The sequence below is a fragment of the Alkalihalobacillus sp. AL-G genome, from assembly GCF_030643805.1.
Classification (GTDB): domain Bacteria; phylum Bacillota; class Bacilli; order Bacillales; family Fictibacillaceae; genus Pseudalkalibacillus.
In genome coordinates this window covers 1,037,689-1,060,677 of record NZ_CP094656.1, presented here as the reverse complement: position 1 = coordinate 1,060,677, position 22,989 = coordinate 1,037,689, and the positions used below count along the sequence as shown (strand labels likewise).

The 22,989-nt window shown below is 39.3% G+C and carries 27 protein-coding genes, 1 pseudogene and 1 other annotated feature (1 of these 29 only partly in view); of the genes and pseudogenes, 5 read left to right on the top strand and 23 right to left on the bottom strand.

Annotated features, from left to right (window positions below; genetic code table 11):
* Window positions 1-187 (bottom strand) — a binding site (T-box leader); it reaches 80 nt to the left of the window's first position.
* A gap of 378 nt (window positions 188-565) precedes the next feature.
* The 6 genes from MOJ78_RS05440 to MOJ78_RS05415 form a co-directional block, all read right to left on the bottom strand.
* Window positions 566-850 (bottom strand): hypothetical protein, encoded by a 285-nt coding sequence (locus MOJ78_RS05440; protein WP_304980186.1) that lies wholly within the window; start codon window positions 848-850, stop codon window positions 566-568.
* Between the two features lie 48 nt (window positions 851-898).
* Window positions 899-1,603: an MBL fold metallo-hydrolase gene (locus MOJ78_RS05435; protein WP_304980185.1), complete on the bottom strand. Its 705-nt coding sequence runs from the start codon at window positions 1,601-1,603 to the stop codon at window positions 899-901.
* Entirely contained in the window at window positions 1,600-2,238 is a 639-nt protein-coding gene (locus tag MOJ78_RS05430; protein WP_304980184.1) for a TetR/AcrR family transcriptional regulator, read from the bottom strand. Before MOJ78_RS05430 ends, MOJ78_RS05435 begins: the two co-directional genes overlap by 4 nt.
* A 182-nt stretch (window positions 2,239-2,420) precedes the next feature.
* Window positions 2,421-3,416 (bottom strand): serine hydrolase domain-containing protein, encoded by a 996-nt coding sequence (locus tag MOJ78_RS05425; protein ID WP_304980183.1) that lies wholly within the window; start codon window positions 3,414-3,416, stop codon window positions 2,421-2,423.
* A gap of 136 nt (window positions 3,417-3,552) precedes the next feature.
* On the bottom strand, window positions 3,553-4,578 hold the full coding sequence (locus MOJ78_RS05420; RefSeq protein ID WP_304980182.1) for a sensor histidine kinase: 1,026 nt from the start codon (window positions 4,576-4,578) through the stop codon (window positions 3,553-3,555).
* Window positions 4,575-5,246, bottom strand: a complete 672-nt coding sequence (locus MOJ78_RS05415) for a response regulator transcription factor (protein ID WP_304980181.1) — start codon at window positions 5,244-5,246, stop codon at window positions 4,575-4,577. The genes MOJ78_RS05420 and MOJ78_RS05415 overlap by 4 nt, the downstream gene beginning before the upstream one ends.
* A 250-nt stretch (window positions 5,247-5,496) precedes the next feature.
* Between MOJ78_RS05415 and MOJ78_RS05410 the strand changes: the two genes are divergently transcribed.
* Window positions 5,497-6,264, top strand: a complete 768-nt coding sequence (locus MOJ78_RS05410) for an ABC transporter ATP-binding protein (protein WP_304980180.1) — start codon at window positions 5,497-5,499, stop codon at window positions 6,262-6,264.
* Entirely contained in the window at window positions 6,251-8,209 is a 1,959-nt protein-coding gene (locus MOJ78_RS05405; RefSeq protein WP_304980179.1) for an ABC transporter permease, read from the top strand. The genes MOJ78_RS05410 and MOJ78_RS05405 overlap by 14 nt, the downstream gene beginning before the upstream one ends.
* A gap of 39 nt (window positions 8,210-8,248) precedes the next feature.
* On the opposite strand, the gene MOJ78_RS05400 is transcribed toward MOJ78_RS05405, so the two are convergent.
* Genes MOJ78_RS05400 through MOJ78_RS05385 form a run of 4 tightly spaced genes read right to left on the bottom strand, consistent with a single transcriptional unit; the run spans window position 8,249 to window position 10,555 of the window.
* On the bottom strand, window positions 8,249-9,232 hold the full coding sequence (locus tag MOJ78_RS05400; RefSeq protein WP_304980178.1) for a Gfo/Idh/MocA family protein: 984 nt from the start codon (window positions 9,230-9,232) through the stop codon (window positions 8,249-8,251).
* A gap of 26 nt (window positions 9,233-9,258) precedes the next feature.
* Window positions 9,259-9,639: an MmcQ/YjbR family DNA-binding protein gene (locus MOJ78_RS05395; protein WP_304980177.1), complete on the bottom strand. Its 381-nt coding sequence runs from the start codon at window positions 9,637-9,639 to the stop codon at window positions 9,259-9,261.
* Between the two features lie 30 nt (window positions 9,640-9,669).
* The gene (locus MOJ78_RS05390; RefSeq protein ID WP_304980176.1) at window positions 9,670-10,071 is read right to left on the bottom strand and encodes a hypothetical protein; all 402 of its coding nucleotides are present in this window, start codon (window positions 10,069-10,071) and stop codon (window positions 9,670-9,672) included.
* Between the two features lie 10 nt (window positions 10,072-10,081).
* The gene (locus MOJ78_RS05385) at window positions 10,082-10,555 is read right to left on the bottom strand and encodes an NUDIX hydrolase (RefSeq protein ID WP_304980175.1); all 474 of its coding nucleotides are present in this window, start codon (window positions 10,553-10,555) and stop codon (window positions 10,082-10,084) included.
* A 195-nt stretch (window positions 10,556-10,750) separates the two neighbouring features.
* On the opposite strand from MOJ78_RS05385, the gene MOJ78_RS05380 reads away from it, so the two are divergent.
* Entirely contained in the window at window positions 10,751-11,065 is a 315-nt protein-coding gene (locus MOJ78_RS05380) for a hypothetical protein (protein WP_304979160.1), read from the top strand.
* A gap of 121 nt (window positions 11,066-11,186) precedes the next feature.
* Complete coding sequence (locus tag MOJ78_RS05375) at window positions 11,187-12,011, top strand: IS3 family transposase (RefSeq protein ID WP_304978279.1); 825 nt, start codon at window positions 11,187-11,189, stop codon at window positions 12,009-12,011.
* 143 nt (window positions 12,012-12,154) lie between these two features.
* Here MOJ78_RS05375 and MOJ78_RS05370 read toward each other — a convergent pair whose 3' ends face one another.
* From MOJ78_RS05370 to MOJ78_RS05350, 5 genes and pseudogenes are all read right to left on the bottom strand, one after another.
* A complete protein-coding gene (locus MOJ78_RS05370) occupies window positions 12,155-12,562 on the bottom strand; it encodes an SRPBCC family protein (RefSeq protein ID WP_304980174.1) in 408 nt (135 codons plus the stop codon).
* A 19-nt stretch (window positions 12,563-12,581) separates the two neighbouring features.
* Window positions 12,582-13,016 carry an NUDIX hydrolase gene (locus MOJ78_RS05365; RefSeq protein WP_304980173.1) on the bottom strand — a complete coding sequence of 145 codons (435 nt, stop codon included), beginning with the start codon at window positions 13,014-13,016 and terminating at the stop codon, window positions 12,582-12,584.
* 112 nt (window positions 13,017-13,128) lie between these two features.
* Complete coding sequence (locus MOJ78_RS05360) at window positions 13,129-14,172, bottom strand: P-loop NTPase family protein (protein ID WP_304981189.1); 1,044 nt, start codon at window positions 14,170-14,172, stop codon at window positions 13,129-13,131.
* A gap of 418 nt (window positions 14,173-14,590) precedes the next feature.
* On the bottom strand, window positions 14,591-15,055 hold the full coding sequence (locus tag MOJ78_RS05355) for a GNAT family N-acetyltransferase (RefSeq protein ID WP_304981188.1): 465 nt from the start codon (window positions 15,053-15,055) through the stop codon (window positions 14,591-14,593).
* Window positions 15,056-15,078: 23 nt separating this feature from the next.
* Window positions 15,079-15,836 (bottom strand): annotated as a pseudogene (locus MOJ78_RS05350) (class I SAM-dependent methyltransferase).
* A 146-nt stretch (window positions 15,837-15,982) separates the two neighbouring features.
* Between MOJ78_RS05350 and MOJ78_RS05345 the strand changes: the two are divergent.
* Window positions 15,983-17,671, top strand: a complete 1,689-nt coding sequence (locus MOJ78_RS05345) for a M3 family oligoendopeptidase (RefSeq protein ID WP_304980172.1) — start codon at window positions 15,983-15,985, stop codon at window positions 17,669-17,671.
* Window positions 17,672-17,783: 112 nt separating this feature from the next.
* Here MOJ78_RS05345 and MOJ78_RS05340 read toward each other — a convergent pair whose 3' ends face one another.
* From MOJ78_RS05340 to MOJ78_RS05305, 8 genes are read right to left on the bottom strand one after another with little or no spacing between them, the layout of a single operon-like run.
* Window positions 17,784-18,017 (bottom strand): hypothetical protein, encoded by a 234-nt coding sequence (locus MOJ78_RS05340; protein ID WP_304980171.1) that lies wholly within the window; start codon window positions 18,015-18,017, stop codon window positions 17,784-17,786.
* Between the two features lie 16 nt (window positions 18,018-18,033).
* Window positions 18,034-18,417 (bottom strand): VOC family protein, encoded by a 384-nt coding sequence (locus MOJ78_RS05335; protein WP_304980170.1) that lies wholly within the window; start codon window positions 18,415-18,417, stop codon window positions 18,034-18,036.
* A gap of 41 nt (window positions 18,418-18,458) precedes the next feature.
* Entirely contained in the window at window positions 18,459-20,063 is a 1,605-nt protein-coding gene (locus tag MOJ78_RS05330) for an aminotransferase class V-fold PLP-dependent enzyme (RefSeq protein WP_304980169.1), read from the bottom strand.
* 20 nt (window positions 20,064-20,083) lie between these two features.
* Window positions 20,084-20,665, bottom strand: coding sequence for a glycerol-3-phosphate acyltransferase (locus MOJ78_RS05325; RefSeq protein ID WP_304980168.1), 582 nt, complete (start codon window positions 20,663-20,665; stop codon window positions 20,084-20,086).
* Between the two features lie 21 nt (window positions 20,666-20,686).
* Window positions 20,687-21,532, bottom strand: coding sequence for an alpha/beta fold hydrolase (locus MOJ78_RS05320; protein ID WP_304980167.1), 846 nt, complete (start codon window positions 21,530-21,532; stop codon window positions 20,687-20,689).
* 21 nt (window positions 21,533-21,553) lie between these two features.
* A complete protein-coding gene (locus MOJ78_RS05315; RefSeq protein ID WP_304980166.1) occupies window positions 21,554-21,976 on the bottom strand; it encodes a hypothetical protein in 423 nt (140 codons plus the stop codon).
* The gene (locus MOJ78_RS05310) at window positions 21,963-22,523 is read right to left on the bottom strand and encodes a hypothetical protein (RefSeq protein ID WP_304980165.1); all 561 of its coding nucleotides are present in this window, start codon (window positions 22,521-22,523) and stop codon (window positions 21,963-21,965) included. The genes MOJ78_RS05315 and MOJ78_RS05310 overlap by 14 nt, the downstream gene beginning before the upstream one ends.
* Before the next feature lie 34 nt (window positions 22,524-22,557).
* Window positions 22,558-22,911, bottom strand: a complete 354-nt coding sequence (locus MOJ78_RS05305) for a hypothetical protein (protein WP_304980164.1) — start codon at window positions 22,909-22,911, stop codon at window positions 22,558-22,560.
* Window positions 22,912-22,989 lie beyond the last annotated feature (78 nt).

The following is a 22,989-nucleotide window of genomic DNA, read 5'->3' as shown; positions in this document are numbered from 1 at the left end:
CGTTCAACGATAAAACGAGCTTATACCCTAGCTCGATAACAGGAGCTCCTGGTCACACCATCACCTATGTCAGGATCCGATGTACTGCTCAGAGGCTTGTTTCGATAAATTCATTCTTACTCCTTTTCAGCTTCCAGAGCTCTCTGCAAAGAAATTCTTTATCTACTCTTCTCTTCATCGCATTTAATTCATTACATAGTAGCATTAGGACAATGGCTATGTAAATAACTGATTTAATTAAACCTGAAGTAATTTTAAAATAAAAAAAGCAACCCATCCTGCACTTGCCATGTACAGGGAAATGGGTTACTTTCTTTTCTCTGCTACCGCGCTTTCTACGAGCAGCTAAAAAGGCATCGGTGTTACCGGCACCGGTGCCCTTTCTTATTATAGTGTGTTGTTATACAGATTCTATTCATAACTACGGAATTTCATTTATTGTAATTCTCAATAACCAATTGTTCTTCAGTCAAATTTTCCCTTAAAATTTCTCCACTTATCGGCATAATTTTTATTACTGATTTTCAGCTCTTTTGATATCATTTTCATATTTTCAAGGTCGTATTCAACTATTACCGAACGGATCTTGATTTTTTGCAAGTCCTCTTTCAAATTTACATATTCCATTTTTACTTATTTTAGAGGCAATGACATTTTTATAACCCTCATCCACAAACTTCTCCAAAGTGGGGTCAAATTGTTTTAAATCCTCTTGTAATAATTGAATAACCGTCGATTGTTTTTCTTCTAATTCTTTCTGGTGTTCCATTTGATTCACCTGAATTGCCATTACGATTAGACCGATACAAATTAACACCATAAATATAAAACTTGAAAGCTTAATCTTCATTCTCTATCCCTCATATCAATTACTTTCTTCAAATCGGTTTATCAATAATTATCCCTTAAACACTTTTTGGTCGGGTATCGAAAAAGCTTTCGCAGCAGTTCGGATATATGTGTCCAATTGTTCAACAGGATTCATCACTGAATTTCCATGACACACTTCGAGTCGCTTTGGTTTCAACTGGCGAATGATTTCACTACTTTTAACCGCTTCCTCCATATCAGCTGTGAACATCGGCATTGGTCTGTGGAGTTTCCCTTTTTTTGAAGTGAATAGGTCGCCTGCTAACATCACTTGATCTTGTTCATGATAATAGACGACGTGCCCTGGAGAATGACCTGGAGTAAGGTACGGATTCAGCCCCCCAATCGGCAATAGATTATTGCTTTCATCCTTTTGTAAAGGCTGTGCAAGATTTTTCTTGATCGATTGAGCAGCTTTCTTTCGCCTAGGATAAGCGCGGTCACCTTCCATATACGGAATTTCGGTCGAATGCGCAAATACCGGTACTGATTTTTCCTTTAAAATGGGCTTGATTGCACCTGTATGATCAGAATGGCCATGCGTCAGTACAATTCGTTTCAATGGTCCACCCTGTAAGTTTTCTATAAAATTCAGAATCCCCTTCCCCATCATCGGTATTCCAGCATCAACCAAGGTTACCCCGTCCTCCTCAACTACAACCCAAACGTGGACCGGAATAACCATCCAAATTCTCAAACTCCAAATATGCTCCGAAATTTGTTTTGTTTTCAATTCCCTTCACTCCCCTTTATTTTCTTCTTAAAACCAAGCAAGAGTACATCAATCGCATCATCAAAGGTGGTTCCCAACCTCTCCATTAAAGATTCAACTGATTCTTCGGAACTGTGGTACGTTCCGACGATTCCATGAAGAGTAAAAAAGTAAATGCGGCTATAGCCCAGTAACCTGTCATCACTAGATGAAATTGGCAGACACTCTTGAAGTGCTAGGCTTAACAAATTAAACAGGCCGATTCGAAGCTTGTTGATTTCCAAATCTGGATTTTCCTCATCCACTCGGCTCGCTTTCGCATTGAAAAAAACCTTGTACATTGTGCGGTTCATGAGGCAGAATCGAATAAATTCATGACTAACGGTTTGTAACTTTTTCTCAGGTGATAGGTCTTTGTGGTGAATGGCATTTTCCATCTTTTCTTTTAAACCCAGTAAAGACGGCATCGCAAGCTGGTAGAGCAATGCTTCTTTGTTTGTAAAGTAGATATATATTGTAGTATGGGAGCATTTAGCTTCCTTCGCAATTTCACGCATTGAAACAGCATCATATCCGCGCTCTGAAAAAAGTTTTCCTGCAGCTGAAAGAATCGATTTTTTCGTTTCCTTTGCACGTATTTCCTGTTTGTTCATCATTTTTTTTTACCTCTTTTACAAGTTCGTTTGCTTTTGTAACCATTGGTTACTAACCGTTGGTTATATAATAACCGATGGTTAGTAACTTCGTCAAGAAAATTTTTACAATTTTTTGCCCATTTTTCAAGTTCTTTCTCTAAACATAAAAAACCCGCTATCAACGGGTTTTTTTCTCCTCATTTTTATGAACTTGTTGTTGGTAAAAGGTGTTGATTGACCTTCTCGAACAATTCAAAGGAATTGACCTTTTCATAGTTCCAGAGCATGGTCACGAACAGTTTTTCCTCCGGAAAGTGCCAAATTTCGGACTTGAATCCTGGAGTGCCGCCGCCGATTGACCTGAAATTTTCACCTAAAAACCAGCCCAATCCGTATTTCAGTTTCGGGTTGAAGGATATGGCAGCATATGGCATAAACATTTTCTGCATCGATTGTTGCGAGAGCAAACTGCCATCTGTAAGAGCTTCACACCATTTGTTAAGATCTTTTACTGTTGAAAAAAGTTCACCCGGTGCATCGATTTCACTTAACTTGTCGTTATCTGTATTGATGTATTTCCCATCTTCAAAAGAATGACCGTAAGCGCGACCGGGATTAATGATATTTGGATTATCCAAACCAGTATCTTTCATTCCTAACGGAGAAAAGAAAAATTGATCCAGCAATTCTTCATATGATAAACCCGTCACCTTTTCCATTATGTAGCCCATCAAAATAAAGCCGGTACTTGAATACTCCCATTTTTCACCTGGCTCGAAGAGTTGCTGTTGACCACATAAATAAGTAAGAAAATCACCCTCTTCTACTTGGAGTATTTTCATTTCAAAACGAAGATTGGGTACCGAATAAATATCATGAAGGCCTGAAGTGTGGGTCAGCAAATGTTGTAGTGTCATAGCAGGATGGAGTATTTGTAGTTCATCGATGTATGTACCAGGCTGTTCGCTCAATTTCAATAAGCCTTGTTCCTCCAGCTTTAATGCAGCGGCGGCAATGAACATTTTCGTCACAGATGCTATGTGGAACTTCGTATCGATTGTGTTCGGCACATCAAGTTGAATGCTCGCTTTCCCATACGCCTTTTCGAAAAGAACTTCCTTATTTTTCGTGATAAGCACCGCACCGCTTAAATATTGTTCCCTCTCAAACAGACTCATCATCTCTTCTAACTTCTTCATATGACACCTCTCCTTATACATTTCCAGTTACTACCTTCAACAAATAGGAATGAAACCCTTTACCGTTTTTGACCAATGGTAAAATCTTGCTTTTAACGGTGAAGGGGCGGTCACTCCGATGGTCAGCCCCCTCTCTTTAAAAATGGATGTAGCTTCTGTTTTTCGGAAAATAAATGGTGACCTTGGTGAATTCGCCTTCCACCGATTCAATCGAGAGATCATGTCCGAGCTTCTGTGCCATTTGTTTTGCCAGGTATAATCCCATCCCAGTTGATTTTGTATGGTTCCTTCCTGTTGAGCCAGTAAACCCTTTTTCAAAAACTCGGTTAATGTCCTCGGGCTTGATTCCGATTCCCGTATCCCGAATGAGAAGACGTTTTTCCTTTTGATTCTCCTCAAAGCGAATACTGACTTCTCCGCCTTCATCTGTATACTTCAGGGCATTTGTGATCAGCTGGTCGATTATAAAAGAAATCCACTTCCGATCGCTTTGCACCAATTGTGATTCCTCAAACATCGTTAAGCGTATTCGCTTGTTGATGAACAGCTTACTGTACTTTTTAATACTCTCTCTTATGACTTGGCTCAACTCAATTTCATTGATGAAATAATCCTTGGAAAATGAGTCGATCCGAGAATAATACAACGCCTGTTCTATGTATTTATCAATTTTCTGCAATTCATCCTCAAAATTATCGACTAGATAATCAACCGTTTTTCCTGAGCTATTCTCAATTAAGAGACGTCCTGCAGCAATCGGAAGCTTTACTTCATGAATCCAAGACATGATGTAATCTTGATGATCCCTTTTTTCATCCTGAAGCTTTTGAATATGACGTGTATGATCATTGTGGAGTTGTTTTAATAACTCAAGGTATTGTTTTTGTTGAAAAGTTTGAGGTTCAGGCATTGCGGCAAGCATCTCTTCATTGCCGCTCGTGACAAGACTGCTTAGTTTTCGATAATAGGAATTCCGAAAAAAATAACCGATTAAGACATAGATACAGGCAAAACAGAAGCTGACGAGATTAATATAAATGAGATTGCTGACAATTGAGGTTTCGCTTATACTTATGATCACCATCAATGAAATAAAGGTCATCAAGATGATATAAAAATAGATGAAATAACGTTTATCCTTCAGATATTGTAAGATGCTCATTGGATGATGTACCCTTGTCCTTTTTTCGTTGAAATGAAATGCTCCTTGCCAAGCTCAGTAAGCTTTTTTCGCAAACGGGTGATGTTCACCGTTAACGTATTATCATCGACAAAGCTTTCATCTTCCCACAGACTACGCATGATCTTTTCACGACTCACTACAGAACCAGCGTGCTGCAAAAGAATATGCAGGATTTTGAATTCGTTTTTTGTAAGCTCAGCTTTTTGCTCTTTGTGGAGTACGTCCCCATCCTTAAGATTCAACACCACACCATCGTGCTCAATGACGTTCGGCTGAAAATCTGTATAGGAATAGGTCCTGCGAAGCAATGCATTGATCTTTGCAACAAGTACGTCCGAATAGAACGGTTTTTGTATGTAATCATCCCCACCCGTATTCATTGACATCACCATATCCATTGGAGTATTGCGGGAGGAAAGGAAAATGATCGGAACCTTGGAAACTTCCCGTATTTTATTACACCAATAAAATCCATCGAATGAAGGCAAATTGATATCCATCAATACGAGGTGTGGATCCTCTCTTACAAATTGCCTGAAAACATTGTCAAAGTCCGCAACTTGAACGGTTTCAAATCCCCATTTTCCGATTGTTTCTGCGACCATTTCCCGAATGGTCTTCTCATCTTCCACAATCATGATCTTCATTTCCGACTTCCCTCCGATCAGTGCAACCTTTGTAACACGTTGAATACTCCTAAGTTATTCCGCACGGTTTCTATTTTAACTCGTGGTTCGTGTATATTGTTAGTATATTCCTTTATCGAGATGTTTTCATTATCATGACAAAAATGTAAGGTTGCGATACATAGTTGTAAGTTGATTCGATGGTTGTAACCCTGTAAGCATCGTAGGATAAGGTTATCATCATTAATCAAACCCATGGAGGAATTTATAAATGAAATCTGTTGTAGAAGCAAAACGAGTAAAAAAGGTCTACGGTGCAAAAGGGAATGTGTTTACAGCTCTTGATGAAATCGACCTGACTGTCCATGAAGGCGAGTTTGTCGGGATTATGGGACCTTCCGGTGCTGGTAAGTCGACATTACTGAATGTGTTGGCGACGATCGATCAGCCTACATCCGGTGACATCGTGATTGATGGAATGAGTATTTTAAAAATGAATGAAGAGCAGTTATCGGAATTCCGTCGTGATAAGCTCGGATTCCTTTTCCAGGACTATAATCTGTTGGACACGTTAACTGTCAAAGAGAACATCATCCTTCCGCTCGCACTTGCAAAAGTGAACCCGAAGGAATTGGAACGCAGGGTTGATGCGATCGCGGATACATTCGGGATCCGTCCGTTGTTGGAAAAATACCCGTATCAAATTTCCGGGGGACAAAAGCAGCGAACAGCTGCTTCCCGTGCGATTGTTTCCAACCCCAGCTTATTACTTGCAGATGAGCCGACCGGTGCACTGGATTCAAAATCAGCGACCGATTTGCTTGAAAGCTTGAAAAGCCTGAATGAACAAAATAACGCGACGGTCTTGATGGTCACCCATGATGCATTTGCCGCAAGCTACTGCAAACGAGTTTTATTCATCAAGGATGGAAAGATTTTCACGGAACTCGTGAAAGGCAATTCGTCCCGAAAGGAATTTTTCAATAAAGTATTGGATGTACTGGCAGTACTAGGAGGCGGTACGAATGACGTTATTTAGTATCGCGAAGAAAAACATCAAAGGGAACCTGCAAAACTATGTAATCTATTTCTTTTCCATGCTGTTAAGTGTCGTCATTTATTTTACCTTTGTTTCGTTACAATACAGTAAGGAAATCCAGAAAAGCCTGGAGTTATCCCAAACGATGCAGTCTACCTTTTTAATCGCGTCTGTCATCTTGATCTTATTCGTCGCTGTCTTCATCCTTTATTCCAATTCTTTTTTCATGAAAAAGCGCAAAAAGGAAGTTGGACTCTATTCATTGCTCGGTGTTCGGAAAAAGAAAATCGGTCAAATGTTGTTTTATGAAAACTTGATTATGGGGGCTGTCGTCCTTGTGACAGGAGTCTTTCTCGGTACACTGCTTTCCAAATTGTTTTCGATGATGTTGATCAAGCTTCTTGGTTCTGAGGTCGAAGTCGGATTGAATTTTTCTATAGAGGCGATCATTAATACAAGTATTGTATTTGCAGTCCTGATTTTATTTACTTCGATTCAAGGGTATCGTCTGATTTACCGCTTTCAGTTAATAGAGTTATTTCAGGCTGATAAAGAAGGAGAACAAGCTCCTAAAGCATCTGTCATTGCCGCTGGTATTGGTGTGGTTCTACTCGCTACGAGTTATTGGTTGGCATTAAAGCCATTTCCAACCGACCTTACGAACGAGTATTTATTAACGAATCTTTTGATGATATTAGCCGGAATTGTCATTGGAACCTTTCTATTATTCCGATCAGTCACCGTATTTCTTTTACGAACGGCACAAAAAAATAAATCCCGTTATTACCGTGGACTGAATCTAATCGGGACCTCTCATTTAATGTTCCGTATCAAAGGGAATTCCCGAACGTTCACGATTATAGCGTTACTGAGTGCAATAACATTAAGTTCAATCAGTATTATTTTCAGCCAATATTATAGCAATGCAATTCATGCCAACCGTGCTGCTCCATTCAGTTATACACACATGTCGGCCGATAAAGCCTTTAATCAAAAAGTGGCACAAATTATTGAATCTGATGAAGAACATCCGATCACTGCACAAATGGATATCCCTGTCATAAAAGTTGGATTGGACGATTCAGATGGAACTGTTCCTGACTACATGGCGCATATTATGGATGAATTCGCAAAGGAAAAACCATTTAAGCTTGTCTCTGAAAGTACGTTCAATACTGTTGCTGAAAAATTAGAACGTAAGGAAACTGTTGAGCTTACTGGTAATAAGGCAGCCATTATAAAGCCTTTGTACACGGATGAGTCTTTTTCGGACTATGAAGGGCATTCGATCAAGGTCGAAACACCTGAAGGAAGTCGAAAGCTCGAATTCGTCGAGATGATAGATAATCGGGTCGTGAGCTGGAGTTATCCAGATGTTTATATCGTAATCAGTGACTCAGTTTTTGCCGACATTGAAAATCAATTGACCCCAATTGTCTACAAAGCCTATGAAGTAGCTGGTGAAAAGGATATAAAGATCACGACTGAAAGACTAACGAAACTCGCTTCAGAAGAGAAGAATCAACTGACTTCCTTTTATACTGAATATAAGGAAGGTTTGGAAGGAAAGGGGTTATATCTCTTTACTTTCGGATTTTTGGGGCTTGTGTTTTTAGCTGCCACTGGAAGTATGATCTATTTCAAACAACTGACAGAAGCGAATTCGGATAAAGATCGTTATGAAATTTTACGAAAGATTGGTGTAAGTAGAAAAGCGATTCGCTTTTCACTCATGAAGCAGCTGTTTGTCGTTTTTGCATTGCCTTTGGTAGTCGGCGTTTTGCATAGCACCATGATCGTAAATATATGCACGAATCTCTTCTCAAATTTGATTGGTGTAAATGTAATCTTGCCGATCCTCATTTCGATGACAGCATATGTGATTATTTACCTTATCTATTACGTTTTCACTGTCAATTCCTACAACAAAATCGTGAATCGGTAAGTAATAAGCATCTCCCGGATTATTATCGGGAGATGTCTTTTATTTTTCATTTTCAAATACAATATCATTTTGTTGACGAGCGGTTTCGGTTACCGTCAGAACCATTCGACCTATACCCTTCAATTCCTCATACTGTTGTTGATCATTTGTTTTAATAATCCGTACGAACTCTTCAACCTCGTAGATCATTTCGTTTTCATACCGAGGCTCTTCAAGATTGTGGCTCTTTTTGGAATGTCTGTCGACAAACTTGATGTTCGTAATAGGTGCTACATGATCTAGGACAAATGAACCTTCTTCCCCGTGGATTTCTGAAGGAATGTGGGAGTGGGAAATCTTCGAGCATAGGATTGTACATATGAACCCATCGTATTTTAAAATCAGAGTTCCGCTTCCATCAACTCCGCTTCGTAACATAACCGGATAGTAGGTAATATGATCAGGCTCACCAAATAAGGAAACAGCGAGACTAGTCGGATAGACACCTAAATCGACGAGTGCCCCTCCAGAAAACCGTGGCGAAAAAATATTCGGTTCTTCTCCTTTTAAAACTAAATCATAGCGTGAGGAGTATTGGATGTAGTGTAACATCGCACTCCGTATTTTCCCTGCTTTTCCGATTTGTCGCTTGAGGATTTTAGAGTTCGGTGAATGGATATTACGCATTGCCTCGAACAAAAACACTCCATTTTCTTCAGCAACTTGATAAGCATCCTCCCATTCCTTTGTATTCGAAAAGATTGGTTTTTCACAAATGACATGCTTTTTATGCTGTAAAAACAGTTTAGCTTGTTCATAATGTAGAGAGTTAGGTGAAGCAATATAAACGATCTCAATGTAATTACTTTTTGCCATTTGTTCTAAATCATCAAATGTATAAGGTGCGTTATATGTATCGGCGATTTGCCTTGCCTTTTCAAACGAACGTGAATAGACAGCATTCAATGTTAATTTCCCACTTTTCCCTGCTGCTTCAATAAATGAATTTGTAATCCGGCTTGTTCCTACTGTACCTAATTTCATGGTGTATACACCGCCTTAGTTTCTAGTTATTGTTGCACTTGTTTTATGAGACTTTTCGGGGCAGTTCTTAAATAGCCCTCCAGAATATAGTCTTCGATTTCGTTCCAGTTCAATGAGTTCGTATCGAATGACGTCCACCCGTGTTGACCGATGTAAGGTGTTTTCGTGTATCCATCTTGTTGAAGGAGCATTTCCTGTGTCGTCTTCAGCATTTTGATTGATATGGAAGGCTCCTCAAGATTTTCGCCTAGCATGACGAATGGCTTGTCCTTTACACGAAAGGATGTATGACCAAACTTATCGACCTGTTCTTCAACCTCTGGAAACTTCATGCAGATATCTCTTGTTTTCTTCAATAATTTCTTGCCTTTTTCCGATTTGATATGTTTATGGTCATGATAATCCATGGAATCTACCTCCTGATCCACACTTTTAAATTACTCAGATAGTTTTTCTCCAGTTAAAATTTGATACAATTCGTTAGATTTTGTCTTGGTTAATTTCACAAATTTATCTTGTTCTTTTACTTCCAATTCTAACTGTTCTTTATTAGGAGTTATCCCAATATAATACTTTTCTTTGTTGTCTTTAAAATAAAACAGATAGTCTGGGTGATGGATCCACGTAGGGTTACCATTTGCCCAGCGAATATTTCCGACCAGTTCTTTAGCTGTTTCAACATTCTGTCTATCATCTATTTCCTTGAATTGTTCGAATCCCTCTCCAATTTCGGCAGGTTTTTCAACAATAAGTACTGGTTGATTCTCCCCATTATTTGAGCAGCCTGATAAAACAATCAAGCCTGCAAATATAATGAATACCCCTTTACGAAACTTCAAAAAACCACCCCTATTTATAATCATACGTTGAGTAGTGCTTATGTAAATATTCATCAAGGATGAGTCTATGGCTTTTGACCATATTTTTTGGTAATTTGTCGGGTGAAAAGAATTCATACTTTATTGATTCGCTTGTATCTACTTTCATTTCTCCTTCAAAGTTGTGGGTAAAATAAGCCACCGTGACGACATAAAATTCATCACCATTTTGAGCTTTTATAAAATGGTCAGATCCTGAATAAACATTGATTAGTTTGAGGTCACTTATTTCCAACCCCGTCTCTTCGTAAACCTCCCGTTTTGCAACATCTTCAGTCGATTCAGCTAATTCCATTAACCCACCTGGAACTCCCCACACTCCTTTGGGAAATTTTCGTTGTTGGAGTAAAATTCGATTTTGTTCGTCGACAATTACGGCTACTGCCCCAACAAGTATAACAGGGCTCTGTCCAACCTTTGCTCGTAAATCCTCAATGTAGCCCACAAACTACCTCCTTGCATTGATTACATTCTATTTAATAGATTTTCGCAGTTCTTTTTTGATTTTCGCAGTTAATTTTCATTTTTCGCAGTAAACCATCTTAATTCTTTTAGGCCCCCTAAATCATTTAGACACCAAAATCATTCTCCCTTATATTAAAAATAAGCTATTTTAGCTACTTGGGGGAGGTGATTGGTTATGCCGAAGAAAAAAATTGAGGTATTAGAGGAAGTAAAAAAACAATATGTCCGGATGGCCCTCGAGACCAATAAGATGAGTTCCACGGCAAAGGGTGCGGGGATTTCCACAGAGACCCTCCGAAAGTGGATGAGGACCTATGAAGATGAGGTTCGAGATGAAATGGAAGTTGAAGGAACAGAGGCCTTAACCCCACAAACATCCAGAAAAGAATTAGAAAAGAAATATGATCATGCCATGAAGCTACTAGGCGAAAAAGAATTAGAAGTAGCGATGTTGAGGGAACTTCTTAAAAAAAACAAATCCCCATACTAGTGCAGCTTGAAGAAATCAAAATGTGGGTGCAAGAAGGGTTTTCTGTGATCAAAGCGACAGAGGCTTTCAACTTCACCAGGTCACTCTATTATTATTACGAGGCCAAGGGGGCAAAGAGGACGTGAAAAAAAGAGGGCGGCCGATTCCGGGCTACTCGGTATCCAATCAAGGGGAAAAGATTCCGGATGCGCAAATCGCAGAATATCTGATGGAACTTTATTGGGACGAGTGGTTGGGAGCTATGGGCTACAAAAAATGGACCCTATATCTAAAAGACCACCACTCCCTGATCATTAGTAAGCATAAAGTGTACCGGATGTGTAAAGGGCTAGGAATTCTAAAAAAACCGAACACAAAAAAAGCAAAACACCCAAGAAAACTTGCGAGAAATCGTACGATTACAGGCTCGAATCAACTCTGGCAAGTCGACATCAAATATGGAAACATAACGGATTCCAACGCCTTCTTTTACGTGTGTAGTGCGATTGACGTTTATGATCGAACCATTGTTGGTTATTATTGTGGATCGGTTTGTAAGGCGAAACATATTACAACGATGTTGACAAAAGCACTTATACGTCGGAAAGTGCACTTTAAATCTGGGGAATTTGAGAAGAAGCTGATTCTTCGAACCGATAACGGACCCCAGTTTGTGAGCGAAGACTTTGGCAACTTTTGTGACCATCACAAGGTCTATCATGAGCGAATTCCAAAGAAGACACCAGACATGAATGCTTATATTGAGTCCTTTCACAGTGTGTTACAGAGAGAGTGTTTTGACCGATATGCATTTGGATTTTACGAAGAAGCCTTTTATTATGTGGATCAATATATCGCTTTCTATAACCATTCTCGTTATCACGGAAGCTTGAAGCCACACACGCCTCAGAAGTATTATGACTTATCTCGAAGAGGGCAGATCCCGAGCACAAAAGTGAAATTATAGAAATTCTACGATAGAAGGAGAATGGCTGGGCATGTGTCCAAAATAAGGGGGCCCAGCCGAATTTCGCAGTTCACAGGATGATTCAGATCACGTTTATCTGAAAAACATTCAATTGGGAGACTTTTTTTCAAAAAAGTATCCGATTAAGGGCGTCTGTCTTCCAAATATGCTTTCAAATTTTTCAAATCCTGCTGAACCATTTGCATATCCTCGGAAAATTGTTGCTCGGTCATACCATCCATTTTGAATAGCGTGAAAAAGACCTGGCAACCGTCTCCAATCGGGATGATTCGCATCGGATTCAAGATTGTATGATCCGGTGAAACCGTGACATAATGGTCGAGCACTCCGTATTCATTTTTATCAACAAAACGAATGTTCATCGGTCCGTCCGATGTTTCGATAATCCATTGATCGTTTACTTTTCTCACTGCTTTTGCAAAGGAAGTTGCCCATAATGGCAGGTTCTCAGGGTTCCGGATGAATTCCTCCGCTTCATTCGCTGCTCTATCAATTGAGACGGATAACGTTTTCGATCTGAACATTTCCATTACTTTTCACTACTCCTTCCTATTTTTGAAAATAATATGGCGCGAACGATTGCTGGCCATCAAATTTCAACTTAGCTTCTTCTGCTATGTAGGTAAGTAGGTTCTCAGCTTCCTGAAAATCAAACCAACGTACATCGACCACTTCACCGTCAGGGTCGATCGGTTTCATTTCCCCGCCGATGATTTTCGCAAAAAAGCTAAAAAACACAACATGGTGGCCTTTCTCAGGAAAAAATGCCTCACGAACAGATTGTATGCCGCCAGTCAGTTCAATATCCAGCCCTGCTTCTTCTTTTGTTTCACGGATGACCGCTCGCTCTAATGTTTCGCCTTCTTCAACTGCACCACCTGGATAGCTCCAGTAGCTTGTATCGCCTTTTTTATTCTGTACGAGCACGATTTTTTTATTTTCTTCATCGATAAGTATCGAACTTACTACATCTACCCGTTTCATTAGTCGCCTCCAATTATTTGCTCTCCTTCTGTTTAATTCTAGTCTATCAATATTGAATCCTGCAAAAAAGGCATCACTTCGTACTCGAAGTAATGCCTTTCGTGTTTTTATTTTAAAGTTTTCCGATATAAGCCAGTTGATCAACTTCCTTCGAGTCCATTGCACCGTCTAGGATTTTTTGTACATCTGATAACGTATCTTGGACACTGACCGCTTCCCCTTTTGTACCGGTGAATTCCTCTGCGACATAAAACGGTTGAGTAAGGTACGCTTCAAGAAGTTCTCCTCGTTTGTATGATTGAACCTCTGCAGTTGGAACGCTTTCAATTCCTCTTACACTTACTACCGAACGTAATTCACGGTATCTCCTCAACAGCTTTTGTGCACGCTGTTGTGTAGTAAAATGACTTTGATCGACATGCGTCCCTTCAAGTACGGATGATGTTGAGTAAATCGGGTTGACGGCAGGAAACTTATGTCTCATCGCTAGATCAATATCAAATTGCCAAAGAGTTTCAAGCGGTCCGTACGGTACTTCTTCATCCACCGCTTCCCCTTTTAAATCGACCAATAGAGTTGTCACGTTTTCGATCCCGATATCTTGTAATCGTTCTTGAAGCTTTGTAATTTCGCCTGTAATGACATGAGCACGATCGGCAGCAAACATGATGTCCTTTGTTTTACCAGCAGCAGCAATTTTCTCATACGCTTCATCGATTGAATGTGTGACGGTATCGACAAAATCCAGCGTATCCTTCACCTCTGGATGTTCCCCTTCCGGCATGAGGAGGTGGGTGAGATAGCCTTCCTTTTTCAATCGATGGAAAAGCTCCGATAAGATGACGAGCTGACCCATTCCCGGACGGGCGACTAACCCGACCGTTCCACCTTTGACAAGCGGCGCAAACAAATCCAATGTCTTAATCTTTGTTTCGATCATTTCGATCTTCTCCCCTCTAATAATCAGTTCATCCAAACTGCATTCCGCGAGTGTTGCAAGAGCGACCAAGGTACGAACTTCTGCTCGACCTACCGAAATTTTGCCATTGCACAAATTGGAGACCGTTGCTGGCCGTAAACCTACAGATCGGGCTGCGCTGGTCAAATTCGGAACCCGTCTGCGCAACAAAGCGACATTTAAACGAATACTTTCAATGCTTTCCATTCATTCACCCTCCTTACTTCATATAGTAATTTAGTTTACGTTCAAATGCAATTATTTTTTACCTTGAAACGTAATTATTTTTACTCTTTTAAAAATATCTTTTATTTTCAATTTATTTCTCAGTCAAAATTGAAAAAGACGTTAATCAATTCTTCAATGAAGAGGAAATCCAGGGTCTCGTTTAAAATAAACCATACAAAATCATCGTGAAGCAAAAAGATCAGGAAAAAATCAACCAAAACATTAGAAAAGGGACTGTTTCACTCAGGCCCTTCATCTATTATGGATCGTTTCTCGTGTAAATTACATTTTTCGCGTCCAATTTCGAAATTTCTCGTCTAACTATATGATCTTCGCGTCTACCATTACTTCTCAACCTTTTTAACGAGGGTGTGTCTCTGTTTATCATTCATTTATTTACTAAAAGCCGCCACGCATCTTCTTCTCCATAAACATCACCCGTTGGTTCGAAACCGAATCTCTTATATAGTTCCCGTGCTCCATGATTTTCTTTATATACGGTAAGACGAATTTCTTTGCATTTTGGAAAACGATTGACGATCCATTTAGAGATCTCAGTTAAGGCTGCTCTTCCATAACCTCTCCGTTGGTATCTTTCATCAATTATGAATCCGTTAATCCAATACATGTCGGTTGTATCCGCTTCATAGGCATGCATGACAAAACCAACCATCTTTTCACCGTCATAAATCGCAAATGGGATATATTCAACATTGTCACCGTCTGGTTTGATGTACACCTTTGCAAGAGATACAGAAACTTCTGGAACAAACTGACGTTGCTCTTCCTTTACTTTTAATCGAAGTGCCACTTCCCAATTATCCCTTGTTACTTGTTCTAATCGAATGTCTATTGGAATCACCACTTTTCAGTTGTTTAGTTTGGGCAGCATTTTCTAGCTTTGATAATAATCGTCGTCGGAATCATCCTTGCTTTTGAAAGTGAATAATATCGTTCAGGCGTTTGATCAACCACGTCCTTTAATTCATTTGATACTTCAGGTTCTTCAATTCGTTCGATAATAAAACCAGCTGGAACTAACTCGTTGATGTAGGAACTAAGCTTGCGTTGCTGAAAAACGACCGGATTGTCCTCAATTTTAAAAGAATCAAAGCGTCTTTGCCCTTCATCATGATAGGATTGGTCAACAATCAGTTGATCGCTATTGGCTCGTAAGTAAAATGGATGCTCCCAGCTGAAAACGAAACTACCATTTGGTTTTAAATACGAATGAATAAGTCTTAGCGTTTGTGCTAGATTCGTAGACCACCCTAAGGCATAAATAGAGAAAACAATATCAAAATAGCCCTTTGGAAGGCCGATATCCTCTTCCATTGGCGCACAAAGCAGGTTTGGATTTTCGCGTTGTAATATTTCTTTTGCTGTTTTAATTTGGTTCTCGGATAGGTCGACACCCCATAGTTCCGCTGCATGCTGATCCGCCATATACTTGAGAGAATGTCCACTTCCACACCCTAATTCCAGCACCTTTTTACCGGCAATTTCACCAAAGATCTGCAGTTCATCTTCTGTAGGTGAAAAGGACCATAGTTTGGCAACGCATCGACCCCAAAAAATTCAGAAGATGCACGCTCCCACGATTGTTTGTTAAGTTCTAATATATTGTCGGACAATTGAATTACCCCATTTCAATTAACTTATCATTCCATTACTAGTAATTCTTTCACAGCTATTTATATCCTTCCAAAAGTTTTTCTTTACTTTATAGAGTAATCTAATTTACTATTTAAGGTAATAACATATATGGGAGGTTCAATTAATGAGAACTAATCAAATGAGCTTTAAAAGACTAAAAATAGAGGACTACTCAAAGAGATTTCTTAATTTATTAAACAAACTAGAGTCCTCAACCACCTTTAGTGAGCAAAATCATTGGTTTGAAGATTTAAACAAGCACCGTTTCCTTTTTGAAACAACCCAAAACTTTGTAAGGCTACAATATTTTCAAAACCTCGAAGACGTATTTTTCCAAAAAGAGTACACATTCTTCAATCAAATAGAACCGAACTATTTAAACTTAGTAGCTCAGTATTACCAAGTTATACTTAGTTCGAAATTCCGACCTCAACTAGAAGAACAATGGGGAAAGCAGTTGTTTCGTCTAGCCGATGTTAAGGTCAAGACCTTCTCAGAAGAAGTTGTTAAGGATTTGCAGTATGAAAACAAATTGGTTTCCGAATACCAGCAATTATTAGGTAAGGTTTCTTTTACGTTTCAAGGGAAAGAACTAAACTTTTCTACTCTTTCACCATACCTAGGATCTAAGGATAGAAAGATTAGAAAACAGGCCTTTGAAGCTAAGAGCTTCTATTTTGAACAACACAGATTCGAATTTGATCGACTGTTAGATCAGCTTGTGAAAACAAGAACTGCTATCGCTAGAAAACTAGGGTATTCATCTTTTATCCAGCTTGGTTATGATCGAATGAGTCGGACTAGCTTTACTTCCGTCGAATTATCAAATTATCGAAAACAAGTCCGAGAATATGGTGTACCTTTTGTATCATCTCTTAAGAGGGAACAGTGCAAACGCATTGGTGTTGATCGATTGAAGTACTATGATGAAGAACTCAAATTCCCAAAAGGACAACCAGAACCAATAGGCGAAATTGAAAATATACTAGAAGGATTCAAGCGAATGTTTGTGCAGATGTCTCCCGAAACTGAAGCATTTTTTAATGAGTTGGTAGATGGGAAAATGTTTGACTTGGAATCCCGTAGTGGAAAAATGGGTGGGGCATTTGCAACCTACATAGGTGAGAACAATAACCCCTTCATATTCGCGAATTTTAATAAGACATCCAATGATATACGCGTATTCACTCATGAAGCTGGGCATGCATTTCAATTTTATATGAGTAGACATTGGAATATACCAGAATACATTATTCCATATGATTCAGCAGAGCTATTCTCTTTTACGATGGAGCGATTTGCTTGGCCATGGATGGAAATGTTTTTCACGAAAGATACAGCACAATATAAATTTGCCCACCTTACTAATGCGTTTCATTATATGCCTCTCGCCTGTGTAGTAGATGAGTTCGAGCACTTTATCTATGAAGAACCCGATGCTTCACCTGATGATAGGAGAAAAAAATGGAGGGAATTAGAACAAACCTATTTGCCTGAACGTGATTATAATGGGGACCAGTTTCTTGAGCGGGGCGGAGGTTTTTACGAAATTGGCCACATGTTTACAACACCGTTCTATTTCATGGATTATGAACTGGCTCATTTCTGTTCTGTACAGTTTTGGGACCTCAGTAGTAAGAACCCGAAACTGGCATGGGATAGCTTTATAAAAATGTGCAAAATAGGGGGAAGCAAATCGTATTTGGAATTAATAACTGACGCAAACTTAACCTCCCCGTTTGAAGAAAACAGTCTGCAACCACTTCTACAGAGTGTGGAAAAATGGATTGAACAAGGGGATGTATTAGACTAAAAAAAAAAGCGATTTTTCCTCTTGAAAATGACAGGAATAAATCGCTTTCATCTTTCCCATGTTTTGAAATACAGTTAGGTATAATAGAGTGAATTTTTACCATCAATTAAATTTACTCTTTCCGTTCGTTCCCTCTTTTGAAGTTGCCTGTTACTTTTGCCAATAGTAGCTGTACGTCTTTTTCACTATTAGCTTGGTCGATTTTCTTTAAAAGTTTGTCTGCTTCTTTTCCTTTAAGCATCTTGGCTTGTTTTCCATTCCAGTCGATAAAAACTGTATTATTTTTTGAAACTCTATAAGTAAATACCTCTTCATCCAATCGGTTTCGTTTATCAATACTACCCAACTCGGCCACCTCACAATTATTCATAAGCCTTCGGATGAAAGCATTCTATCAAATTACCTTCACAATCATAAAATTTGAAATGCGCTTTATTCGCAGGTGTTTCTTCAACTCGGACGCCCTTTCGTTTCAATTCATCGTAGATCGTCCCTATCTTTGCATCTGCTATTTTAAAAACAGGATAAGTGATTGTATCCGCAGTTATCTGCTCCTCATTTTCTGATAGTTTGATTAGGCAGATAATCGGGTTCTGCGTGTCAGCCTCCCTGATTCCAAAATCTAATAGTGCGGTAGTATCTTCATAAACATTAATCAATCTTAATCCGAGAACCTCCTGATACCAATCAACCGCTTTTGCAAGATTTCTCACTCTAATATTCGTTTGCAAAAGACTATCAAACATATTACGATCACCCTTTATATTTTTATTAATCTTTGTAGAAATCATATCGTCGGCGACTTAGCAACAATACACAATTCATCGAGAAGTGGGATGATTTTCTCTTTGCTGATGTGTCCCATCAATGCGATTTGAATCCAATTTTTCTGAATTAAGTAGTCGCTGCGGTAACTGAGCTGATACCCTTTGTTATCTAATTGTTCACCGATTTCTCCGGAAGATTGCTGATGAGATAAAGCTATCGTTACGATGCTCGGTGATGTTCCGATTATACGGAACCCATTACGTGTAAGCTCTTGTTTTAACCAATCCGCTAGTTCCTGTTGTTTCTCATAAACATTTTCTCGTTCAAAGTTTGTTATTGCAGTATTCAGAGCATGTACAAGATTTGAGGAGTGTGTGAAAGGTACGCCCCCTTTTTCTCGATAATACCCAAGATCAATGTAGCGTGGAATCGAATGATCGGGCTTGACTTTATGATTGTAAAAGACGAACGATAGCCCTGCAAATGATCCTAGTGCTTTTCCACTTCCGGATGAAGCCAGATAAACCCCCTCAAGGTTAACAGGGACACTGCCGAGCGAACTGCAGCAATCCAAACAAAGCTTATATTCCCCATTTGCACTTATCGCCTTCAACATCTCCATATCGTTGAGAAGACCTGTCGAGGTTTCACAATGTACCGCCCAGATCCATCGAATGTCGGGGTTCTTCCAGCATACTTCCTCAATTTCTTCTCTATCGAAGGACTGTCCCCACTCATATTCAACTGTTTGAAACGAAAGCCCGAATCGAGTAGCATAATCGACGAGACGTTCGCCGAACTCCCCATTTACTAAAATGAGACCATGCTTGTTTAACAGAGCCAACTGACCTGCAACGACATCGTTACCGAGCGTCCCTGTCCCTAGAAGGATTTCAACATGCTTAGCATTCGTAATTTGCAGCAACCGCTCTTTTGTTTGCTCGAATTCATCTAAAAACGTGTTTGCCCGATGAGATACTGGTTCTTTCTGGAACGCATTCAAGACCTCCTTGCGAAGCTTGACGGGTCCAGGCAAAAAGTTTTCATTCACTTTCTTTTTTCTTTGTGATCGTTCTTCAATTTTCCAAAACAGTTTTCCTTTTTGCTCAAAAGCTTCTCTTGTTAAAAACATCGGCTGGAATTGCGCGTCATCTTCTCCGACCAATGGACCAAATGGAACAAATCCAAGGTGGCGATAAAGCTTTTGTTCCCTCACTGTTCCAGAAATAATCGCTAAGTCAAATCCGTTATCATTACAAAATTCGATAAGTCGTCTTGATAGATTAAAGAACACACGACCGTTCCGGTAGCTTTTCTGAACAGCAAGCAGGCGAATCTCACAAATTGAACGGTTTTTCGGCAAATAAGATTCTAAGTTTACAAGTTTTTTATCTAATGAAAAAGGTCGTTTCGCCCGTACCGCCATCATTCCAACAAGCTTGTCGCCGTTCAAACAAATAATATATGTATTCTCATCGTCAAATTTATCTATTAAATGTCCCGTATCATTTGATTCATGCTGTGGAATTTCATCTACGAATGTTTGGTAGTTTAATTGGTGGATTTGCTCAAACTCTTTTGGATCTGTTGCGATTTTAAAGATCAGGGGTGAGGTAACATTCATGTGTATCACTCCAACTTCCATTAAATAATCCTATCGAACTCTTCACGAATATTTTTTCGGTGTGCATAAATTACAATACCGGTTATGATAGCTGTTCCGATTATCGTAATGGACCCAACGTCATCTAGGAGGAACATCACAAATGGGGAAAGTGCCAGTGCGGCTAGCCCCATTATCACAAACCTTCTATAAAAAAAGTATAGCAATAAGAATACGAGTAAGATGATCCCAACTGTCCAAACATCTAGTAGTAACAGTACACCAAGAAATACAGCAATACCCTTTCCGCCACGAAACTGGAGTTGAACTGGCCAAATATGACCTACAACAACAGCAATCCCAGCTAACACACAAATTACCTCGCCCCATTCAAGAACTAGTGGAACCCACAAAACCAAGAGTCCTTTCGCGATATCGATGAAAAAAGAAGCAACAAAACCAATTTTTCCAAGCAATCGACCCGTATTCGTAGCACCTGCATTCCCACTACCAAACTGACGTATATCCTGTTTTCTTAACAAACGTACCAAATAATAACCACCATTCATGCAACCTATAAAATAACTGACTATTATCCACAACATATGTACTATAGGAATCATACGGATCCCCCTTCTACCAACCTAGTTGATTGTTAAGTACTCATGGACCACTCTTTGAAACAACTTTCTCTGCTCCAGAAATGGATAGTGATTACTTTGATCAAAGACTACTAATTCAGAATTCGGGATTAGCCTATGCATTTCCTGTGAAAATTCAATCGGACATTGCACATCATGCTCTCCGCATATAATTAAGGTGTCTGCCGTAATTTTTTTGAGTTGACGGGTTACATCGAATATTAATGCTTCCCTTACAAAAAAGTTCATCCGCACTGCTGACATCTTTTTATGAGTTGGTTTCGAAAAATAGACATCGTATTGCTCCGGATTATGCAGGGAAAGTTTCGTACGTTCTTTGGAAAGCTCACCCCGTTCATCTTTGGTGAGTTTCGGATCCTTAAGTTCCTCAATTAAATCCTGCATGTTTTGATATTCCGGGTGCTCCCTGTTGTAGATGCATTTTGCTGAGGAAGAGGCAAATTCTCTCGCGGCACTTCCAACTATAATGAGAGAATCTAATGAGGCGGAAAAATGAATGCCGTAAAGAACCCCGATCATCCCTCCAGTTGAATGGCCTGCAAATGTCCAAGTGGAATAACCGAGAGCATCTCGAATCGCTTCCAGGTCTAAAACAGCCTCAAACATGCTCAACTGATACGATTCATGTGCTTTTTCGGAGTTCCCCGCTTCTCTTAGATTAACGAGATAGACTTTATGATTGTCTGTAAAAGAGTCTGCAAAATAGTCCCCGCTCGAATTGAATTCAGAATAATGATGAGTAACGCAAACCGGTGTCCCTTCACCTTTTATAAAAACTTCAAAACTACCACGATTCGTATCAATCATTTGTGTTTGCCAATTTGCCATAAAAGCCTCCAGGTTATCGTATTAACTATTATGTAATTGAACTGGTACTTCATCGTGTTCAGGAGTAAATCCATTGTTTTCCTTAACCTTTAGATCACCGTATTTTCGAGAAACTTCAGCATACTGAACGACCTCACCATCATTCGTAAAAACGATCAGGTTAAAGCCGTCTAGGTATTCAATACTGCTTTCTAATTTGCTGTCGATATCATTATCAGCCAGCTGTTCTTGGATTTGTTCATTTGATGTATACGGAGTGAAAACAAAAGCCTTGTCCCAAGGAAAATCTGTGTGTTCCTTTAATCGGATTTCGGTAGTCCCCGCTTTTTTCAATTCGGAATTAATCGCTTTTTCAAACGTTTGGTTACGAATCGTCTCTTCTCCCACACATGCAGTTAAAAGTAGGAGCATTACCATGAATATTAGTCTTTTAATTTTGGGCACCTCTGTTTTTTCTCCAGATCAAATAACCGAGAATACCGAGCCCTAGAATAATGCTCCCCCATAGATATCCATTGGCGAATTTGCTCTCGGGTTTACTCTCGATTGTAGGTTCATCACCTTCACCAAGTATAATGAGGTCTTCAGCTGCAGCTGATAATTCAGTCGTCCGATCACAGATACCTGTTGTGAGTTTTCCATCATACGTTGATGAATGAATTGCATAAACCAAATATTCCTTGCCCGCTTCAAATTCAAATCCACAGTCTCCCCCTCCAAAACCTGTCGTAATAATAATCGATTTTTGCTTTGTACCTTTCCATGTTTTGGAGACTTTAAACTTTACCGACTTTCTATTTGGACCAAAAAATCCACCACCCCTATCTACATTGACGACATTACCGCTGAAAACGACATCGGACCTATTCAGTTCATCTGCTACACTATTTGTTTCTGCACAGGAGCAAGCTTGTACAGGTGCAGGAGCCATTAAAGTAAAAAGTAATAAAGCTATATTTAAAAGAAGAAACATACTGATTTTTTTAGGCATACATCCACCTCCCATTTTTTCTTTAGTATTAAGTTTATTGAAACGTCTTTTCCCGATGGCTGTTGAATCGGTTATGAACTGTAAATAATACGGCCGTGATGAGATACAAAAATGAAGTTACTCCAAAGAACAAAAAGATACCTGGTGTGCCGAGTAAATATAGGCTTATCGGGAGTGAGATTACGAATCCGATGTAGATTGCAGGCGAATGGTTGAAGTAAGTTCCGATAAGTACGACGCATGCAGGTGTTAAAAGTGTTACAAAAGTATTGATCACGACGTCTAATGAGGTACCAGGACTATATGGATTTAAAAAAATCATGATTATCCACAACACTATACTGCTTATTGAAGCTACAAACCCTATACCTCTCGCAATCAAACACATGGAATCAACCCCTAAATTTTTCACCTTTATACATAGTTTACCATTTGCAAAACTGTATTGAGGAATTTTTTTATGCAT

Bases quoted from the DNA above. Each gene is read 5' to 3' on its own strand.
- MOJ78_RS05440 (WP_304980186.1), bottom strand. From the start codon at position 850: ATGAAGATTAAGCTTTCAAGTTTTATATTTATGGTGTTAATTTGTATC.
- MOJ78_RS05430 (WP_304980184.1), bottom strand. From the start codon at position 2,238: ATGATGAACAAACAGGAAATACGTGCAAAGGAAACGAAAAAATCGATT.
- MOJ78_RS05425 (WP_304980183.1), bottom strand. From the start codon at position 3,416: ATGAAGAAGTTAGAAGAGATGATGAGTCTGTTTGAGAGGGAACAATAT.
- MOJ78_RS05420 (WP_304980182.1), bottom strand. From the start codon at position 4,578: ATGAGCATCTTACAATATCTGAAGGATAAACGTTATTTCATCTATTTT.
- MOJ78_RS05415 (WP_304980181.1), bottom strand. From the start codon at position 5,246: ATGAAGATCATGATTGTGGAAGATGAGAAGACCATTCGGGAAATGGTC.
- MOJ78_RS05410 (WP_304980180.1), top strand. From the start codon at position 5,497: ATGAAATCTGTTGTAGAAGCAAAACGAGTAAAAAAGGTCTACGGTGCA.
- MOJ78_RS05405 (WP_304980179.1), top strand. From the start codon at position 6,251: ATGACGTTATTTAGTATCGCGAAGAAAAACATCAAAGGGAACCTGCAA.
- MOJ78_RS05400 (WP_304980178.1), bottom strand. From the start codon at position 9,232: ATGAAATTAGGTACAGTAGGAACAAGCCGGATTACAAATTCATTTATT.
- MOJ78_RS05395 (WP_304980177.1), bottom strand. From the start codon at position 9,639: ATGGATTATCATGACCATAAACATATCAAATCGGAAAAAGGCAAGAAA.
- MOJ78_RS05380 (WP_304979160.1), top strand. From the start codon at position 10,751: ATGCCGAAGAAAAAAATTGAGGTATTAGAGGAAGTAAAAAAACAATAT.
- MOJ78_RS05370 (WP_304980174.1), bottom strand. From the start codon at position 12,562: ATGGAAATGTTCAGATCGAAAACGTTATCCGTCTCAATTGATAGAGCA.
- MOJ78_RS05365 (WP_304980173.1), bottom strand. From the start codon at position 13,016: ATGAAACGGGTAGATGTAGTAAGTTCGATACTTATCGATGAAGAAAAT.
- MOJ78_RS05345 (WP_304980172.1), top strand. From the start codon at position 15,983: ATGAGAACTAATCAAATGAGCTTTAAAAGACTAAAAATAGAGGACTAC.
- MOJ78_RS05335 (WP_304980170.1), bottom strand. From the start codon at position 18,417: ATGTTTGATAGTCTTTTGCAAACGAATATTAGAGTGAGAAATCTTGCA.
- MOJ78_RS05330 (WP_304980169.1), bottom strand. From the start codon at position 20,063: ATGAATGTTACCTCACCCCTGATCTTTAAAATCGCAACAGATCCAAAA.
- MOJ78_RS05325 (WP_304980168.1), bottom strand. From the start codon at position 20,665: ATGATTCCTATAGTACATATGTTGTGGATAATAGTCAGTTATTTTATA.
- MOJ78_RS05320 (WP_304980167.1), bottom strand. From the start codon at position 21,532: ATGGCAAATTGGCAAACACAAATGATTGATACGAATCGTGGTAGTTTT.
- MOJ78_RS05310 (WP_304980165.1), bottom strand. From the start codon at position 22,523: ATGCCTAAAAAAATCAGTATGTTTCTTCTTTTAAATATAGCTTTATTA.
- MOJ78_RS05305 (WP_304980164.1), bottom strand. From the start codon at position 22,911: ATGTGTTTGATTGCGAGAGGTATAGGGTTTGTAGCTTCAATAAGCAGT.